At 33.1% G+C, this 19,169-nt stretch carries 17 protein-coding genes; 12 read left to right on the top strand and 5 right to left on the bottom strand.

Annotation, left to right across the window (positions count from 1 at the left end):
* Positions 1 to 219: 219 nt before the first annotated feature.
* From VQL36_RS06385 to mmgD, 3 genes are all read right to left on the bottom strand, one after another.
* Positions 220 to 654 carry a DUF6526 family protein gene (locus tag VQL36_RS06385; RefSeq protein WP_349248508.1) on the bottom strand — a complete coding sequence of 145 codons (435 nt, stop codon included), beginning with the start codon at positions 652 to 654 and terminating at the stop codon, positions 220 to 222.
* A gap of 126 nt (positions 655 to 780) precedes the next feature.
* A complete protein-coding gene (locus tag VQL36_RS06380) occupies positions 781 to 2,229 on the bottom strand; it encodes a bifunctional 2-methylcitrate dehydratase/aconitate hydratase (protein WP_349248507.1) in 1,449 nt (482 codons plus the stop codon).
* Positions 2,230 to 2,322: 93 nt separating this feature from the next.
* A complete protein-coding gene (mmgD, locus tag VQL36_RS06375; protein ID WP_349248506.1) occupies positions 2,323 to 3,438 on the bottom strand; it encodes a citrate synthase in 1,116 nt (371 codons plus the stop codon).
* Positions 3,439 to 3,981: 543 nt separating this feature from the next.
* Between mmgD and VQL36_RS06370 the strand changes: the two genes are divergently transcribed.
* The 10 genes from VQL36_RS06370 to VQL36_RS06325 all read left to right on the top strand — a co-directional run bounded on the left by VQL36_RS06370 (position 3,982) and on the right by VQL36_RS06325 (position 16,307).
* Positions 3,982 to 4,302, top strand: coding sequence for a hypothetical protein (locus VQL36_RS06370; RefSeq protein ID WP_160647565.1), 321 nt, complete (start codon positions 3,982 to 3,984; stop codon positions 4,300 to 4,302).
* 3 nt (positions 4,303 to 4,305) lie between these two features.
* Positions 4,306 to 4,848: a hypothetical protein gene (locus tag VQL36_RS06365; RefSeq protein ID WP_349248505.1), complete on the top strand. Its 543-nt coding sequence runs from the start codon at positions 4,306 to 4,308 to the stop codon at positions 4,846 to 4,848.
* Between the two features lie 13 nt (positions 4,849 to 4,861).
* A complete protein-coding gene (locus tag VQL36_RS06360) occupies positions 4,862 to 5,209 on the top strand; it encodes a hypothetical protein (protein ID WP_349248504.1) in 348 nt (115 codons plus the stop codon).
* A 21-nt stretch (positions 5,210 to 5,230) separates the two neighbouring features.
* Positions 5,231 to 6,034, top strand: coding sequence for an SDR family NAD(P)-dependent oxidoreductase (locus VQL36_RS06355; protein WP_160647567.1), 804 nt, complete (start codon positions 5,231 to 5,233; stop codon positions 6,032 to 6,034).
* Positions 6,031 to 7,560 (top strand): pyridoxal phosphate-dependent decarboxylase family protein, encoded by a 1,530-nt coding sequence (locus tag VQL36_RS06350; protein WP_349248503.1) that lies wholly within the window; start codon positions 6,031 to 6,033, stop codon positions 7,558 to 7,560. The genes VQL36_RS06355 and VQL36_RS06350 overlap by 4 nt, the downstream gene beginning before the upstream one ends.
* 30 nt (positions 7,561 to 7,590) lie before the next feature.
* Entirely contained in the window at positions 7,591 to 8,775 is a 1,185-nt protein-coding gene (locus VQL36_RS06345; protein ID WP_349248502.1) for a PLP-dependent aminotransferase family protein, read from the top strand.
* A 54-nt stretch (positions 8,776 to 8,829) separates the two neighbouring features.
* Entirely contained in the window at positions 8,830 to 10,077 is a 1,248-nt protein-coding gene (locus VQL36_RS06340; RefSeq protein ID WP_349248501.1) for an ATP-grasp domain-containing protein, read from the top strand.
* A 70-nt stretch (positions 10,078 to 10,147) separates the two neighbouring features.
* Entirely contained in the window at positions 10,148 to 11,356 is a 1,209-nt protein-coding gene (locus VQL36_RS06335; protein WP_349248500.1) for an MFS transporter, read from the top strand.
* A gap of 118 nt (positions 11,357 to 11,474) precedes the next feature.
* Positions 11,475 to 13,385, top strand: coding sequence for a glycosyl hydrolase family 18 protein (locus VQL36_RS06330; RefSeq protein ID WP_349248499.1), 1,911 nt, complete (start codon positions 11,475 to 11,477; stop codon positions 13,383 to 13,385).
* A 432-nt stretch (positions 13,386 to 13,817) separates the two neighbouring features.
* Entirely contained in the window at positions 13,818 to 16,307 is a 2,490-nt protein-coding gene (locus tag VQL36_RS06325; protein ID WP_349248498.1) for a M4 family metallopeptidase, read from the top strand.
* Positions 16,308 to 16,398: 91 nt separating this feature from the next.
* On the opposite strand, the gene VQL36_RS06320 is transcribed toward VQL36_RS06325, so the two are convergent.
* A complete protein-coding gene (locus VQL36_RS06320; protein WP_349248497.1) occupies positions 16,399 to 17,382 on the bottom strand; it encodes a sodium:calcium antiporter in 984 nt (327 codons plus the stop codon).
* Positions 17,383 to 17,720: 338 nt separating this feature from the next.
* Here VQL36_RS06320 and VQL36_RS06315 point away from each other — a divergent pair, with 338 nt between their 5' ends.
* Together VQL36_RS06315 and VQL36_RS06310 are read left to right on the top strand one after the other, a co-directional pair.
* Complete coding sequence (locus tag VQL36_RS06315) at positions 17,721 to 18,701, top strand: hypothetical protein (RefSeq protein ID WP_349248496.1); 981 nt, start codon at positions 17,721 to 17,723, stop codon at positions 18,699 to 18,701.
* Positions 18,702 to 18,747: 46 nt separating this feature from the next.
* A complete protein-coding gene (locus tag VQL36_RS06310; RefSeq protein WP_349248495.1) occupies positions 18,748 to 18,921 on the top strand; it encodes a hypothetical protein in 174 nt (57 codons plus the stop codon).
* 19 nt (positions 18,922 to 18,940) lie between these two features.
* On the opposite strand, the gene VQL36_RS06305 is transcribed toward VQL36_RS06310, so the two are convergent.
* The gene (locus VQL36_RS06305; protein WP_349248494.1) at positions 18,941 to 19,117 is read right to left on the bottom strand and encodes a hypothetical protein; all 177 of its coding nucleotides are present in this window, start codon (positions 19,115 to 19,117) and stop codon (positions 18,941 to 18,943) included.
* Between the last annotated feature and the right edge of the window lie 52 nt (positions 19,118 to 19,169).

Genomic DNA, 19,169 nt, shown 5'->3' with positions numbered 1-19,169 from the left:
TTTATTTTGAAAGTATATTTTAATTTTATAGCAATACTGATTAAATTTCCTGATAAATATTACTAAAAATTTTCTAAAATTCCAAATGAAAATTTTAAAAGTGAAAAACATATATTTGTAATCATTTAATAGGTGGATAAATCTTTTTCAATATCTTGTTTGAAGTAAACCAAAAAAAAGCACTTTTCAGCGCTTTTTTATATCTTAATTTATAACTCTTTACACACGATAATAATCTCCTCGCCAATTCTTCACTGCTTTTTTAATTTGTTTCCTATCTAGATTTTCTTTACTCGCTTGTTCACATAAAGCTGGAAACTCTTCATCACTTGCAAATCGCAAACCAATAATTTGACTCATTGTTAAACTTGGATCTAACAAACGACCTGTAAGAACATAATGACGCAAATTTTCTTCCGAACGAATTACACGATCTTGAACCTTGATGGAATATATCCTTACAAGTCCAAAAACTACAAATAGTCCAATAGAGCTTCCAACCCAAAGAAGAGCAATAGAAATTTTTTCCCCTGCTGATATGGATAAAATTAAATTAATGATTGTACCAATAAAGACCATCAGTACTATGGATGCACCAAAATAGTGATATATTGGGTGCAACCGAGCATGATTACGATAGTTTTGCTCTTTCATTTTAATCTCCTCCTCTATACTAAATTTCTATGAAAATGCAAAATATATTATGCTTCTGTGGTTTTTATCTTCAAGTAAAAATACCCTCCGATCAAACATACGAAGGGTACTTTTATAAAAATTAATTTAAATGACTAATAATTTCATAAAATCATGCACTGCAGTTTCTTCAAGTCTTTTTTGATCCATACAAAGCTCAACCATTTTTTCTACTTTTTTCGCAGGGAATCTTGTAGCTAGATTATTTTCGAATTTCTCTAATAGTTTTGGTTTAGCTTCTGCTCTTCTCTTGCGATGACCTATAGGATATTCAATCTCCACTTTGTCTGTTTTACTACCATCTTTAAAATAGATTTGTATTGCATTTGCAATAGATCGTTTATCTGCATCTAAATAATCCACACTATATTGTTCATTTTCCTCGACTATCATTTTCTCACGCAAGAGATCAATCCTAGGATCTGCAGCGAATTCTTCTTCATAGTGTTCTGCTATTAAATCTCCATAAATTAAACCAATCGCAGTCATATATTGTAAGCAATGATCACGATCTGCTGGGTTTTTCAAAGGTCCTTTTTTATCAATAATTCGAATTGCAGCCTCATGAGTATTGATTGTAATTTTGTCAATATCTTCTAAACGGTCCTTTATTTCATCATGAAGTTTCACTGCACATTCTACAGCTGTTTGAGCATGAAACTCTGCTGGGAATGAAACTTTAAATAACACTTGCTCCATCACATAGGAGTCAAAAGGACGGGCAAGTGTTAATTGCTCACCCTTAAATAAAACATCCTGAAAACCCCATTTCTCAGCTGTCAGTGCAGTAGCGTAACCCATTTCTCCTTTTTTAGCCATCAATGATAACCATACAGCTCGGCTTGTTGCATCTCCTGCAGCCCACGATTTTCTTGATCCTGTATTTGGAAAATGTCGATAGGTTCTAAGACTGGCATTATCAATCCAAGCATTTGAAACCGCATTCATCACTTCCTCTAATGTACCACCTAACATTGCCGCGGCAACAGCGGTAGAAGCAACCTTTACAAACAAGACATGATCAAGTCCAACTCTGTTTAAACTATTATCTAACGCTAGCACACCTTGAATTTCATGTGCTTTAATCGAGGCGGTTAGCACATCCTTCATCAATAGTGCTTCTTTGCCTTCGATTATTCTCTGACGACTCATATAATCGGCTACAGCTAATATAGCACCCAAATTATCTGATGGATGTCCCCATTCCTGTGCCAACCAAGTATCGTTGTAATCAAGCCAGCGAATCATAGTTCCAATATTAAAAGCACCTTGAACAGGATCTAGTTCGAATTGTGTACCAGGTACACGCACTCCATTTTCTACAATGGTTCCGGATACGATAGGACCAAGATGTTTTGTACATTCTGGAAATCGCAAAGCAAGCATTGCACATCCTAATGAATCAATTAATACGTATTTAGCAGTATCATATGCTTCACTGCTATTCACTTTGTAATTTACTGCATATTCTGCTATCTCTTTTATGAGAGAATCAAAGTTTTGTGTTTCTGCATTTGGAGATGTAATTTGACTCATATTATGATTCCTTTCATCTTTAAAATTTAATATATTTATAGTTTATCATACCGAGATGTTCAGGGTACTAATCTCTGTAAATCCACGAACTACTTACGGATGAAGATTACGCGGTCCTAAGTACTTCACTCTAGGTCTAAACAACCGGTTATTTTGATTTTGTTCATCTACATGTGCACTAATGCCAACAATACGAGAGGATAAAAAGATCGGTGTATATAGATCAATTGGAATATCTAATAAATAATATACAGGTGCAGCATAATAATCTAAATTTGGATACAATCCTTTTTCTCGTTTCATCACTTCTTCACCGATGACACACATATCATATAATTCTTTATTCCCTTTTTCTTCAACTAGCTTCAACAATGCTTCCTTCATTAGTAATGCGCGAGGATCCATTTTCCTCATATAAACTCGGTGTCCAAACCCCATAATACGCTCTTTATTTGCCAGCTTTTCTAAAATCAAAGGTTCAATTTTATCTTTTGTTTCTGCTTCTAATAACATTTTCATGACTGCCTCATTCGCGCCACCATGAAGGGTTCCTTTCAGTGAAGCAACAGCTCCCGTTAACGCTCCATAAATATCTGCCTGTGTTGAAGTAATAACTCTTGCTGCAAACGTAGAATTAGGCATTTCATGTTCACTGTAAACCATTAATAGCTGATCAAATGCTTCAATTTCACTTTCTGAAGGCGTTTTTCCAGTAATCATATACAAGAAGTTAGCACTGTAGGATAGATCTTGTCTAGGTTCGATGAAAGGTTGCTTCACTTTTGCATGATAACTGTTAGCTACGATATTAGGTACTTTAGCTAACAGTCGAATTGCTTTATCACGGGTCGAAGTTTGTGATCGATCTTCAAGGTCTTCTTCATAACCAGCTAAAGCAGAAATACCTGTACGCAATGCGTCCATGGAGTGGGTTTTAGATGGAAGTAATTTCAATATGGATAAAATATTTTCAGGGAGTTCATACTCTTTTTGCAATTGTTGCTCTAGCTTCTTTTGCTGTTCATTTTCTGGTAGATAACCATCTAATAGAAGAGATATGATATCTACATACTTCAAATTTTTTGCAAGTTCAATCAAATCATAACCGCGAATCACAATTTCCTCATTTTCCACATCTAGATAGGATATATTCGTCTCACTAGCAATCACCCCTTCTAAACCTGGTATGTATTGTTTTTCAGTCTGCATACATATTCCTCCTCTTTTTTTATATCAAAATAATAAATAAGAAAGCACTTTCAATATATGTTTATTATATAATAATATCACTTTTTTGACTAAATGAATATTTAGGTCAGTTCTAGATAGAGACCTGATTGGCAATCCCCGCTTACATAAAATATACATATATGTATATTGTTTTATGAAAATATTTAGAATATAGGAGAAAAATAGATTATTTCCCAATTTTTAATTAAATATGAACATAAACAGTGTTTTTATTAATTAGATCTATTATGTAAAGTGAATGATGTATTAAACATAGGGAATCATTTCCAGTCTCAGGTTTTAATTTTTTTACTTAACAGAATTGGTGATCTACTCCTTTATTAAGTGTTGTGAAGCATTCTGTTGTAAGAAATGATAACTATGAATGGTGATTCAATCAGCAAGTAATATCCATTTATTTGAAGGTATTTGATTTATTTTCTAGAATATAATCTTATGTAATTTCTAGAAATTTATAGTTATTTAATTGCCTTCAAGAATTATATAAGGAGGTGTTTTGAGATGAGTAGTGAACTAGATCTGGACTATGGTTTAATAAAACCTCTATCCATTCCAAAAAATTCAAAAGTACCAGATTTATTTTCAGGAAGGTCCTCTGAAGAAGAATATGATCTTTATTTTCGATTAAAAAGAAACAATCCTGATCTGATTGACTGGTCTAAAAATTGTATTCTTTTATATGAAGACCAATTACATGACCTAGATGGTACTAGCTTGGAGGCAATAGAGAAATATGAAATTCTTAAGGGTTGGTTAAATGTATTCCAAGTTACATTGGAAAAATGGGTGGATATTTCTCAAAGTGAACAAAGGGAGAGTTAAGTTATGCAAACAAACTCGGTAGAAACTATTTCAACAGCTTACCAGCAAGCAGTATTGCGCTGGAAACAAGGACACCAATCGTTTCAAATTATTATCATTACTATGAATACATTACTGGATTCGAGTATTCAAGCTTTGAATCAAAGAGAATGGAATTTGCTAACTAAATCACTTGATAGACTTTCTAATCTAATGAAAGCTTCCACTGCTACTATGAAGTATACGTCGGACTTCTCGCCCAAATCTTATGAGGAATTAATCAGACCCTCGATGATGCCTCCGTTTCTTAATGATGGTTTCAGCGGGGTATTAAACATTGATCATAAATTAATGCTGAACAAATTTCGCAAACTGCGTGATCTAATGGTACAGAAATTAGGAGATAAACATCAATGGCCTTCATTGATTACGAAATCTTGGAATCAATTTATGGATACTCAAGCTCATAATCGTGAGCACCATGGATTGGTATGTCAGCATTTTGTTGATGATGGGGTCTCTCTCATGCAAAATTTTTATAAAGAAAAACGCAAAACAAATAAATAAGGGGGAATTTTAAATGATTACTGTAATGGAAACATGGTATTTAAAAAATGGTCTTGAAAAGCAAGCCTTGGAACTAATGCAGGAAATGGATGATTTAGTAGGTCCAGGTGCTCATGAACATCTAGGCTGGTGCGGTCATGCTTCATTTTATCAGAATTCAGAGAAGCCAAATGAAGTTATCATGCAATACCCTTGGAAAAGTCAAGAACTCCATGTTGATCTCAGAGATAAAGAGGAATCTCTATTAACAGCATTTTATGCCAAATATTGCTTAAAACCACGAAACATTATTTACTTTCATGAATTAGAAGTAGAAGTAGAACATGACCATGATAGTCATAGTCATAGTCACATCAAATAAGATAATAGAAAGGTGTTTGATATGAGTTTAACTAATATGGTTGCATTGGTTACAGGTAGCTCTAGAGGTATTGGAAAGGCCATTGCTTTAGAACTTGCTAAGCAGGGTTCGGATGTGGCTATTGTGTATCGTGGACAAAAAGAAAAAGCAATTGAAGTAATGAATCAAATTGATTCGCTAGGTAGAAGAGCAATGATTTTTCAAGCGGATGTAACGAATCCTGATGACGTTGATAAACTTGTTGTTCAAGTTACAAATCAACTAGGATCCATAGATATACTTGTTAATAATGTTGGTGAATTTCATCTAAAACCGATTTCTAAAATTGCTGTAAACGAGTGGGATGAAGTATTTAAAAGCAACTTACACAGTGTTTTTTATATGTGTAAAGCCGTTATACCTGGAATGCGCAAACGTCGGATGGGGCGTATTATAAATATAGGTCTAAGTCCAAACTATATCGTTCGTGGTGCACCTAATGTTGCTGCTTATTCCATTGCCAAAACAGGTGTTATCATTTTTTCTCGTTCTTTAGCAGTTGAAGAAGCCTCCTACGGAATTACAGTGAATTGTATTTCACCAGGGCTCATTGAAAATGGATATCAGTCACCTGAACAAGTGGAATGGATGCGTCAACGTGTTCCTATGAAGAGATTGGGAACACCAGAAGAGATCGCTGATTCAGTTGCCTTTTTAGTTTCCGAACGTGCTTCTTATATATCTGGAGCTAATTTGAGTGTTTCTGGTGCTTGGGACTGGGAAGATCGACCAACTGATCATGATCATATTGTCCATGAATTATTTGTAGAGGATGGTATAAAATGAAAACGGATAACGAAAATTTGAATTTAGGAGATTGGGCTCCACATGAGTTCGAAGAACAAGGACAAAAACTGATTCAATTAATTCGAGAGTATTTTGAAAACATACGTGAAACGCCTGTCAGTACAGACATAACCCCAAAAGAATTATTAAATATGTTAGATGGACCTATACCCAACAAAGCAGAATCGTTTGATTTAACATTGGATGAAACATGGGAAAAAATCATTCCTCATTTAACACATTGGAATCATCCATCATTTCATGCTTATTTTAGTATTACAGCAAGTTTCCCAGGTATTTTGGCTGATCTTCTCATATCTTCATTAAATGTAAATGCTATGGTTTGGAAGGCTTCTCCAGCTGCATCTGCTCTCGAAAAAATAGTACTTAGATGGATTACAGAAATGGTAGGTTATGATCCTTCTTCAGATGGTGTTTTAATAAATAATGCTTCTTTAGCAACTTTTTACGCGCTTGTCGCAGCACGAGATGCCTTAACTGATTTGGAGGTTCGCACCAAAGGCCTTACTGGAAGAGTGCTACCAACTTTAAGAATTTATACTTCCGATCAAGCACATAGTTCAGTGGATAAAGCTGCTATAGCTCTAGGAATAGGAACAGATCATGCAGTTCGAATTCCTACAGATGAATATTACCAAATGATTCCTGAGGAATTAGAAAAAGTGATTTTATCCGATCTAGAAAAAGGATTTCGACCTATGGCAGTAGTTGCAACAGTGGGAACTACGGCTACAGGATCAGTAGATCCACTGTCTTCTATTTCAGATATTTGCAAAAAGCATGGAATTTGGCTGCATATTGATGCAGCTTATGGGGGTTTTTGGAATGTAGTTCCAGAAATAAAGAATAAGTCTGAGGATTTACAGCTTGGTGACTCTATTGTGGTCAATCCACATAAATGTCTCTATACTCCACTTGAAGTTACAGCTATGTTTTGTCGTAGACAGGGAGCACTTTCCAATAGTTTTCGTTTAGTTCCAGAATATTTACAAACGGAAAATGAAGATGGCAGCATCGATTATATGGATTTCTCGTTACAACTAGGGCGCAGCTTCCGATCATTAAAGCTATGGTGGATCATCCGTAGTTTTGGATTAGAGGGTTTGACTAGTAGAATGAGAAGAAGCATCCAACTTACTGAATGGTTAGAAAAAGAAGTGAACTTACACCCTGATTTTGAATGTGTAACAACTTCACATTTTCCACTTTTATGCATTCGTTATGTTCCCGAACATTTACAAAATATTTGGACAGAGTTGAAGTTAGATGAAAATGAGGAATCCAAGAAATATTTAGATAAGCTAAATGCTCAAATTATGCAAAAACTAAATCAATCGGGACTCGTTTACCTATCACACGCGGTAATACGAGAAGGATATGTTATTAGAATTTCAATAGGGAATATAAAACAAAATTTAGATGATATAAAAACATTATGGGATACAATACAAAAAATAGCCAAAGAGGTAAATCAGGATTTCCCCTCTCCTATCATGTTAAAATAAACATAAACTATTGAATTGCAGGGTGTTTAAATGAATTTTGAACGTTTTTTTCCACCTCTTATTCACAAGGCGCTCGAAGTTGGACCACCAGGCCAATGGGCGCCTAAACCTTTTTCACAAAATATTAATCTGCATGCTGGATATCCTCATCCAAACGCAATTCCGATTGAGGATTTAATGAAGGCTGCATTAAATCTATCAAACAAAGAAAGAGATCTGCCTTTTCAGTATGAAGGAAGTCCATCAAAAAAGAATTTGAAAATATTATTGAAGGAAAATAGTTACATTCGTGGTATTCATTTAGATAATCAAAAAATGATTGTCACCGCTGGGAGTACCCAAGCACTAGATCTTACAGCTAAAGTATTGTTGCATGAAAGTGATTTAGTTGCCTTGGAATCCCCTACGTATATGGAAGCGATAGAAATTTTTAGAAACTATACGCCCAACTTTATAAGTTACCCAATGGATCAAAAGGGTCTAGATGTTGATTTTCTAGCTGAGGACTTGGCGTATAGGCGAAAAAATAGAATTCAACTTCCAAAACTGATTTATACGGTGCCAACCTTCCACAATCCAACTGGTATTTCAATGGATTTGAGCAGACGAACTCAGTTATTAAAACTTGCCGAAGAGTATGATTTTCTGATTGTAGAAGATGATGCTTATGGTCAACTTGCATCTAAAGGAGAGCTTCCACCTATTAAATCTTTTGATAAATTTGATAGAGTTATTTATTTATCATCCATGTCTAAGGTAATAGCACCAGGTTTACGAATTGGATGGGCAGTAGCACCAAAAAAAATGGTTGAAGCAATGTCTCATTTTAAGAAGGATGCAGATCATGCTTTCTCCTGGGCAGTCACCGCGTACTATTTAAAACATTGTGATTTTTCTACACATGTTCAACAAGTTAGATCCGATTACAGCAAGCGACTTTTATTTATAAAAGAGGCCCTTTCAAAATACATGCCTACAACTATCCATTGGACTGAACCTAGTGGTGGATTTTTTATTTGGGTACATCTACCTACTATAGATACTGATAAACTACTGAAAAAAGCTCTAACTAAAGGGGTTAGTTTCATTCCTGGAAAGCATTTTTTTATCGATCCCTGTGATGGATCAGAATTTTTGCGACTTTCTTTCAGTTATGCAGATGAAGAACAAATTACAAAGGGAATTATGTTCATTGCTAGTTTATTAGAAGTATAGAATTGTTTTCATTTAATAGTACCCCTTTAATCTTAGAAGAAATGGAGATGACATATGAAAAGCTGTGTAATCGTTGACGCTTATTCAAGTGGAAGCCAGCTTCCTTATCACTTTGACAAATACGGATACAAAGTGATTCATGTACGAAGTACAATGGATGAACTGGATGTCAATGCCTCTCATATACATAAATATCAGTTTGAAGAGAGTTTTATTTATGATGGAGATTTAGAAAAACTAATTCTAAAATTAAAACCCTATCATCCTGAGTTTGTACTTCCTGGAGCAGAAGAAGGAGTAGAACTCTCAGATTTGTTATCTTATCATTTAGATTTAATAAGAAATGTAGAAGTACTTAGTAAATCTAGAAGAGATAAGTTCTTGATGACTGAGGCAGTAAAATCTCAAGGTATTAAAACTGTAGACCATTTTAAAACCAATCAATATAGTGAAATACTAAAATGGATCAGAAATATAAACAAGTGGCCTATTGTAATAAAACCTATCAATAGTGCTAGTTCTGATGGCGTGAGGTTTTGCAACTCAAAAGAGGAAGTTTACTTAGCTTTTCATAATATATACAATAAAACGAATATATTAGGGTTTAAAAATGATGAAGTACTTGCCCAAACATACTTAGAAGGAACTCAATACATTATTAACGCAATTAGCCTTAATGGCCAGCACTACATAAGTGATATTTGGCAAGAAAGTATGATTCTAATTGATGGGAAATATACGATTTATGACAAATCGGAACTTTTAGAATCTGAAGGAGTAGTTCAAGATCAGCTCATTCCTTATGTGAAAGATGTGCTTACTGCACTAGGAATTGTACATGGCCCCTCTCATACTGAAGTGATGTTGACTAAAGAAGGCCCTGTATTAATAGAGACAGGTGCAAGAATAATGGGAATGGCATATAAAGAAGATATTATGATGAGTGCTTTGAATTATAGTCATGCTTCATTAACTGCTGATTGTTATGTTAAACCTGAAAAAATAAAAAGCCTTATGGATAAACCTTACAAACTAAATCATTTTTTAACTATAGTAAATTTAATATCCAATGAAAATGGCACTATACATAGCTATCCTGGATTAAATGATATTAAAAACTTGCCATCCTTTACAGATATCGAAATGAAAAAGAAGATAGGAGAGCATATTTCTATCACAAAGGAAGCCATTGATCATCCAGGATTTATTTATTTAACTAGTACTAATTCTAAACAAATTGAAGAAGATTACTATAAAATAAGAAATTTAGAATCTAATCATTCCGTTTTTTCCATTACCTAATCATATATTTATAACATAATGAAAAAGCTCCTATGGAGCCTACTTAACTGAAAGGCGAATCAATTTCATAATGAGTCTAATTGTTAGAGATAAACGTTTTATTAAAATATTAGCGGCAAATATTTTTTCATCTATTGGTTCTGGTATCACTATGATTGCAATTCCCTGGATGATTGTGACCAGAGAAAATGGAGCAAGTACTTTGGGATATGTTACCCTGTTATTAACCATCATTTTATTTTTAATAGCTCCATTTATTGGAAATCTAGTAGATCAACACTCACGCAAAAAATTATTATTATACTCTGAAATGATTGGATTTATCATTATCAGTTTATTCGTTTTGATAGGTTTTATAAATGGAAATTATAATACTTGGCATCTTGTTGTTTTATTTTCCATCGGCATGTTATATGATTCATTATTTTATCCTACGATGTTTGCCATGAATCAAGAAATATTTGACCACAGTCAATATAAAACCTTAAACGGGTTAATGGAAATTCAAGGACAATTATCTGCTGTTATTGCAGGAGGCATTGCCAGTATATTAATTGAAAAAATTGAACTTCAATGGATATTAATCATCGATGCGATCACTTACGTGATTGCTTTTGTGATTTTGTCAACGATACCTTACATTCAAAAAGAACAACTCAACCATGAAATGATAGACACTTCCTTCTGGCAAAGAATGCGTGAAGGATACGTTTACTTAAAAGAGCGTCCATTTTTATTTTTGTTATTATTTTCTGCATTTACCCCTTATATTGTTATTATGGTTACAAATTATGTATTTCCAATTTATATTGAAGCAACCTTGCAGGCAGATGGTAAAATATATGGTATTCATGAAATGTTATATGGGATTGGATCACTTCTAGCTGGGATGATCATAACTCTACTTATTCATAAGTTTGGCAATATAAAAATCTTACTTGCAGGAATATTTATGTTCACCATATCTATGATCCTTACCGCTATTTTTCCTGTTATTATATTGTTCTTGTTAATCTCTATCACATTTGGTTTAGGACATGCTATTACAAGGATAACTCGAAATATACTGATGATGGAAATTATTCCTAACGATAAGATGGGACGTGTTGAAAGTTTATTTCGATCAATAGGTCTTGCATTGCAGATTACCTTATTAGGAGTTTTTACGGTAATGATTCCCAAAATAGGAGCAATTCCTGCCGTATCCATATTAAGTCTTCTACTAATTGTCTCTATTGTAACAGCGTTTATTGGAAAACAATACATCAAAGCCAAATAAAATCTGATTCTATCTATTTTCACTCTATCATTAAAAATAAAAACTACAAATTTTTACGCAACTCTTTCTCTTATCATTCGTCTAAATTAATAGAATCTAGCAGAAAGAGGAATGATAGATGATTTATATGAAAAGAAGCTTAACTTTATTACTTATGACCGTATTCATTTTACAGATTTCCCCCTTAACCACCGTCATTGCACAAGATTTAACTACGAAATACCGAGTCTATCAAAACGACAACCAGCTTAAAGAGTTTTCTAACCTGAATCAAGCTAAAATGTATGCTAATAGTTTTTCCAATAGTTATGTAGAAGACATTACTACACGTGAATGGGTTTATAGCAATTTCCCCCAATATGAAGTCATTGTAAAAGGGATACCCCTTCAAAAAAAATATAATACTTATGAAGAAGCACTAACAGAAGCTCAAAAACATAAACAGGCGATCATCAAGAACCTTCAGGAATCAGGAATTGTATGGGATAACTTTGCAAATTACATACTTATTCAAGGAGATAATAAAACTTTACCTGAATGGACCTTTGAAACCCTAGAGGATGCGAAAAAAGAAACTTATAAATGGGGAAATGTTCATATTATCGACCTCACTTCAAACAAATGGATTTGGGATGATCTCTCAGCGGAAAAAAAAGATACTTTAAGAGCTCAAAGTCCAATCTACGAGATCAGTGCACCATCATTAGAACTCCCTATTAAAATGTCATATCTTGAAGATGCTATAAACGAAGCGCTAAAGATAGAAGATTCCATCATCGTGAACACAAAAACGAACAAAGAAGTATATTCTAATGAAAAAACCTTTGTAGTTAAACAAAGCGGTAGGGAGATTAATTCCTTCTATCATTTAGATCAAGCTATTGCTTATGCTAAATACTTTGTACGTACTTCTATTGAACATCAAGGTACTGAGCTTTGGTTTAATGAACCTAACTTTGAGGTTCTTCAACAAGATAATAGTTTAAACAAATTTAATACTGTTCAGGAAGCTGTCCAATTTGCTTTAACAGAGGAACATACCAAAATCATAGATAGAAGAGAAAAGGTATTATGGGACAACAGCTCACGTCTTAAGGTCTGGGGTTGGAATGGATCATCTAATCGGTCTACCATTCTAGATCACGTTAATCAAGCCGTAGGATTGGATATTGATTCTCCTACATGGTTTAAATTAAAAAATGAGAATGGTGAATTTGAGGATACTTCAGATGCAGAAACTGTAAAAATGTTACACAAAAAGGGGATTGAGGTGCATCCATTAGTTCATAATCAATTTGATGGTAAATTGACATCTTCTTTTTTGGCAAATGAGACTGCTCAAAATAATTTTATTAATAAATTAATAACCAAGAGTTCAGAAATTGGTGTAGATGGGCTTAATATTGATTTTGAAACACTATATGGTTCTGATCGAGCAGCATATACTTCCTTCATCAAAAAACTAACCGAAGCAGCGCATATGAAAAATCTAACTATTTCTATTGATTTACCAAGAGGTAGTTTAGCATGGAATCATAAAACTGCATTCGACCACGAAGCATTATCAAAAATCGTAGATTACATTGTCATTATGGCATACGACCAACACTATAGGGAAAGTGATGTGGCAGGCTCTGTTTCAGGTCTTCAATGGGCAGAGGAAGGAATTGAGGAATTCCTATCCTATGGAATGTCCAGAGAGCAATTAATTTTAGGTATACCATTTTATATCCGAGAGTGGAAGTTTGACAGCAGTGGTACTCTTGTAGGAAATCGTGCTATATATTCATTTGGTGTAGAAGATCTATTAAAAGAAAACGAATATACTTCAACTTGGGATGAGAGATTTAATCAGTATAAAATTGAATACAAAAAAGACGGTTTTACTTATGTATTCTGGTTAGAGGATGAACAAACAGTAAAAGCAAGATTAGAATTAGCTAAAAAATATTCTTTAGGTGGAGTCGCTGCTTGGAGATTAGGTCAAGAACCGGCTAGTTTCTGGAACACGATTGTACAGACGAAATAACCATCTTTACATCTAATAAAAAGGGTTTTGAAAAGGACTTGAATGAATTCAAGTCCTTTAAGAACTAAATTTTAACATAATTTAAAAATAATCTACTCAATCCAACCAAACAAAAAAACTAAAAAAATGAACTAGGAATTATTTCTTAGAGATTTAACAAAGTGAAATTATTCACAAATATTTATAGTTATTAATGCTTATTTACAACTTTTAATATATATGTATACTAGATAATGATGACTTATTTGGTTTTTTAGTCTATTAATCAAAAGTCAGAAAATTGAAAAATGTATATTCTTACAAGGGGGTGATATTAAATCTAAAGGATCATATTTATTCTATTTCCAAGTGAAAGGGGTGATTTAGTAGGTTTAATAACTTAGTAGTCACATACACAAAAAATCTTGAATCATTCTAAGAAAGGTGGAAACTATGAAAAAAAGTAAATTGGTTTCATTGATATTATCCATAGCTCTTACACTTGGCGTATTTCTTTTGCCTATTTCAAGCAATGTTAATGCAGAACCTAACAAGGTGAAGGAGGACAAATCAAAACAACTCCAAAAACTCAATAAGATGCTTGAAAAATCAGATAAATCGAAGAAAGAGTTTAAGGTCTCTTGGGATGAGAAAAAAGGAATTCCTCGATTTATTTCTGGAGAGTTGTCTGATAAAAACATTGATGTTTTAGATTTTCTAAATGAAAATAAAGATGTTTTTCTGATAGATGGTGGTGAGTTTGAAGTAAAAAAAGCAGAAACAGATGAGCTTGGTATGACTCATTATCGTACAAAACAATCTGTAGATGGTATTCCAGTTTATGGTGCTGAATTAATCATTCATACAGATAAAGATGGAATTATTACAGCGATTAATGGACAAGCAGAACCGAAACTAGAGAAGAAAAAATGGAGTAAATCAGTAAAACTTTCTAATAAAGATGCTATTCATGTAGCAAAGAAAAATTTAAGTTTTACGCCTGATGATAATACTTTCACAGCAGAGCCAACTTCTGAACTGTTCTTATATCAACATGAAAACAAATGGCAGCCTGTATACGTAGTAGAGTTACAATTTTTGGAGCCTTATCTTGGTAGAGAGTTTTTCTATATTGATGCTAAAAAAGGTAAAGTATTAAGATCAGTAAATAGAATTGTAGAAGCAGCTGAAACAGGTACTGGAACAGGTGTGTTTGGAGACACAAAAACACTTAATACTTACTTATCTGACGGTTTATATTATTTGCATGATACAACAAAACCAATGGATGGTGTAATTAGAACTTATGATGCACAAAACACAATGAATCCTCTAAATGAATTCAACCCGAGCCCAGGTGTTTATGTGACAGACGATAATAATAATTTTAGTTCATCTCGTCAACGCGCTGCTGTTGATGCACACTTTTATGCTGGTGTTGTTTATGATTATTTTTTAAATAACCATAATCGCAACAGTTATGATAATAATGGATCTGATATCATTTCAAGTGTACATTTAGGAAATAACGTAGAAAACGCTTTCTGGACAGGTGCACAAATGGTTTACGGTGATGGAGATGGGATTAATTCACACGCTTTATCAGCTTCTTTAGATGTTGTAGCTCACGAATTAACACATGCTGTAACTGATACTACAGCAAATTTAGAATATGAATTTCAATCTGGTGCATTAAATGAATCCTTCTCTGATGTGTTCGGTATCTTAGCCGAGGTAGAGTATGAAGGTTCAACTGAATGGTTACTAGGAGAAGATATTTTCATTAATGGTAATGATGCTATCAGAAGTATGGAAGATCCTACAATTTTTGGTTACCCTGATCATATGGATGACTTTAGAGTACTACCTAACACAAGGGAAGGTGATTGGGGAGGAGTACACATTAATAGCTCCATTACCAACAAAGCATTTTATAATGTCGCTACAAACATAGGCTTTGAAAAATCAGGAAAAATTTATTACAGAGCATTAACTTCATATTTAACACAGTTTTCACAATTTGATGATGCTCGTAATGCATTATTGCAATCAGCTACTGATTTATATGGTGAAAATAGTGTAGAATACAATGCTATTGCAGATGGTTTAGCAGCTGTAGGTATTGGTGATTCTACTACAACACCAACTGATGATACATTTGAACCTAACAATACTTTAAGTGATGCATATTCAATTTCAAGTGGTGTGTCCTACACTTCATATATTTCTACTTCAAGTGATGTAGACTTCTACACCTTTACAACTGGAGGATCTGGAAATATATCCATAGACTTAACAAGTTTACCTTTAGATTATGACCTTTATTTATTCAATAGCAGCGGAGTTGAATTGGATAAATCCATTAATGGGAGCACATCAAGTGAATCTATCCTATATACAGCTTCAGGTGCAGATACATTCTATCTTCAAGTTGTTGGTTACAACGGTGCTAATAGTACCAACTCTTATATCTTAAGCGCTACTTTTCCAGAGGAACAACTAGGCGAGTGGTTCTACGAGAATGTAAGTTATGATACACCTCATCCTTATCCAAATAATCATACGGAAACTTATACTTATTCAAAACCTGGTGCACAGCAAGTTGCCATTCATTTTTCATCTTTTTCAACAGAAGCAAATTATGATTTTGTTCATATTAAAGATAAAAATGGAAGTACGGTAGCAAGTTATGATGGATCTCAAAGTGCGTTCTGGGTTACTGTAGATGGGGATGAAATCAGTGCTACTTTAGAAACGGACTTTAGTATTACAGAATACGGTTTCACAATTGATCAAGTTGCCTATTTCAGCGATGGAGCTTTAGCAGCAGGTTTTATGAATGAAGTTCAAACATTTGATGAGTTAATCCAAAATGCTGATAAAGCAACTGCGGAAGATTATATCGCTCCTGATCATGGACCAGAAAAAATGAATCAAGAATAATGTCAATTTAAATACTAAGTATAACAATTCCCTCGTTATATTTAGAGTGAGAAAAAAAACCCTGTGCAGTCGCACAGGGTTTTTGTTTTCTTTATTGTTGAGCTTGAATGAACATCAAATAACTAACAACAAAATAACTTATCACTACCAATATACTCGGTAAAACATATGTAAAACCATTTTTTGACTGCTTCCTAATCAATCCATACATACATATTACTGCAAGTACGAATGTACCAAGAACAGTGTATAAGTGACTTGGACTAGAATGATATAATAAACTGCCCTTTCTATACAATACATCTGTAAATATTAAAATTAAAATATTAAAAGTATTACTTCCTAAAATAGATCCAATCGCTAAATTATAATTTAAAAGTCGAATTGCAACGATAATACAAATCGCTTCTGGTAAACTTGTACTTGCTGCTACTAAAAACGTACCAATAAATGAAGCATCAATTCCAGTCAACGTTGCAATTTTATCAGCTGAGATAGTTAACACTGAGCCAAATACTAAAATGAATATAGCCGCAAAGACAAAGGATATAATCGCCCTTTTTAAAGTGAATTTTTCATACTTCTTGGAATCATTTATCGGTTGTGTTGTAGGGGTATTTTCCACTCTAGAGATAATCCACATCCCTAAACTATACACAAGAACTATCACAATTGAATCCAAACCAATACCAAAAATGTGATAAGATATTTTAAAATAAATAGAAACTGAAATAAAGATTAAAAGCAGCATTACGAGGATGTTCGTCATCGTATTTTGTTTGTTTGAATAGTTAAATATTTGGGTCTTTCTAAATATGATATCTACTACTGCTAAAATCATAAAATTGAACAAATTGCTACCTAACACGTTTCCGGTGGCAATATCTGGATTATTAATCACAATAGATGTAACACTTGTTGTGATTTCTGGTAAGGATGTAGCCCCACCAAGCATAAGCCCTAATAAAACTCCATTTACTGACGATTTTTCTTTAATCACATCCACATATTTTGAGATCTTAATCGCCAAAAAGATTGTACAACTTGCTGCAATAAAAAAAAGGAAATATATCATAAAATCATCCTCAGTCTTTGTGAATTTTTGTTTAAATTAGCTTCTATTCCATGTATATTATTTCCAACCTAAAAATACATATGCCAATTTTATCACATCCAAGTTTTATTATAAGTGAACTCGTTTAAGCAAAGCTTAAACATCGTGAAATCAAATGGAGACTCTAATTTTTTAACATTTTTCCGTTGTAAAATGATGCATTTTCAAAATAAACATGTTTTAAATTTCAAATTAATGATTTTTTTGGAAGGAATTATGTTGAAAAAGCCGAATACATTGGATAAACAAGTCGTAAATTTATCAACTAATAAATAGAAACTTAAGTAGAGGAAGTTGAGATGTTTAAAAATATGAATTCATTACAATATGAAAAACGAACCTTTTTTATGTGGGTTGATTCATTCATCCCCTATTTATATGCTGCTGGTATTATTCTTATTGGAGGATGGATGATTATATCAGCTGTATTACTCGGCTATAATACTTACAAAGTAGATCCATTGTCGTTTTTCCTACTATCAGAGAAGCCTATAATGGAGGAAAATATAGATAATATAGATGGAAATACATTAAAAATAGATTCGGAAATGCAAATACATGTCAATCTCGCAAACCCAGATCAAGAGACTGAGTGGCAATCATTTTTGAAATCAATCATACAATCTGATTTAAATAGAATCATCTTTAGAGGCATTTCTTTATTAGTCATTTGGATGATAATCTTTCTAATCATTCCAGTCGGATTTAGGAGATTGAGAAGAATTAAATTATTTCGAATGGAAATTGAAGTAGAAAACGTGGAGAAAGCGGCCATCCAAACCATTGAAATCACAGGTGGTAAGGCTAAATTAATGGCATACTTATCTAGCAATGATGCAGAGGCTACAACATTACAATTTTTAAATGATGAAACACCAGTCCCTTCAATAGATTTTAGAGAAGTATTAGAGCACTTCTTAGAGGAAATAAAAGAAGGATATCAGAAGGAATTTGATTCTCATTTTATTTATGAAATCCATACGACTAATTTCCCAAAAATGTTTGATGAATTAATAAAAGAATCAAAAGAAACAGAAAAAGTGATGATAAAAAACAAAATAAACAACGATAATTTATTTAAAAAGAATTATTTACTAATGCATTATGCTTATAATAATCAGGAGTTGGTTACAGTTTTAAGTAGTTATACATATGAATTTGATGTATTAGATAAACATCTAGTTGAACTATTACATCATAATATTAGTAAAAACGTTGAGAATATTGAGTATATGGTTGCTTTAACGACTCCTCCGGAAATCGCTAGTGATTCCACTTGACTCTACAACTAGTTTTTTTATATCATTAAATAAAGGGGTGATTATGATGTCAAGAACTCCAATTGAACCTACAGATATTAAAAAACGTGCAAAAAGAAAGCTATTAAATAGAAATCATAAAACAAATCATTCTGAATACATAGCTACGGGGCAAATCGTAAAAACAGTTCATGTTAATAAAAACGAACCACTTGTTAAAAAAATCTTGGGATTTAAGTAAACTCATAAACATTTTGAGTTTATTTTTTTTTGTACTTCAGATTTCTAGCGTGTTTTCTTGCAGCTTCCTGCAAAACTGGATTAGAACCTACCAATTCTGAAGGATCTTTTATGTCTAATTCCTTTAAATTAAGATCACTAATTTTTTTGAACTTTTCCCCTTTTAAAAGTCTTTTATAAACTTCAGCCATTGCCAATGATATCACCTCATTTATAGACCATTATTTACTACAATTTATTCTGAGAAAC

Source organism: Chengkuizengella sp. SCS-71B (assembly GCF_040100845.1).
Classification (GTDB): Bacteria; Bacillota; Bacilli; order Paenibacillales; family KCTC-33759; genus Chengkuizengella.
The sequence above is the reverse complement of the archived record's forward strand: the minus strand, read 5'-3'. Positions and strand labels throughout refer to the sequence as shown.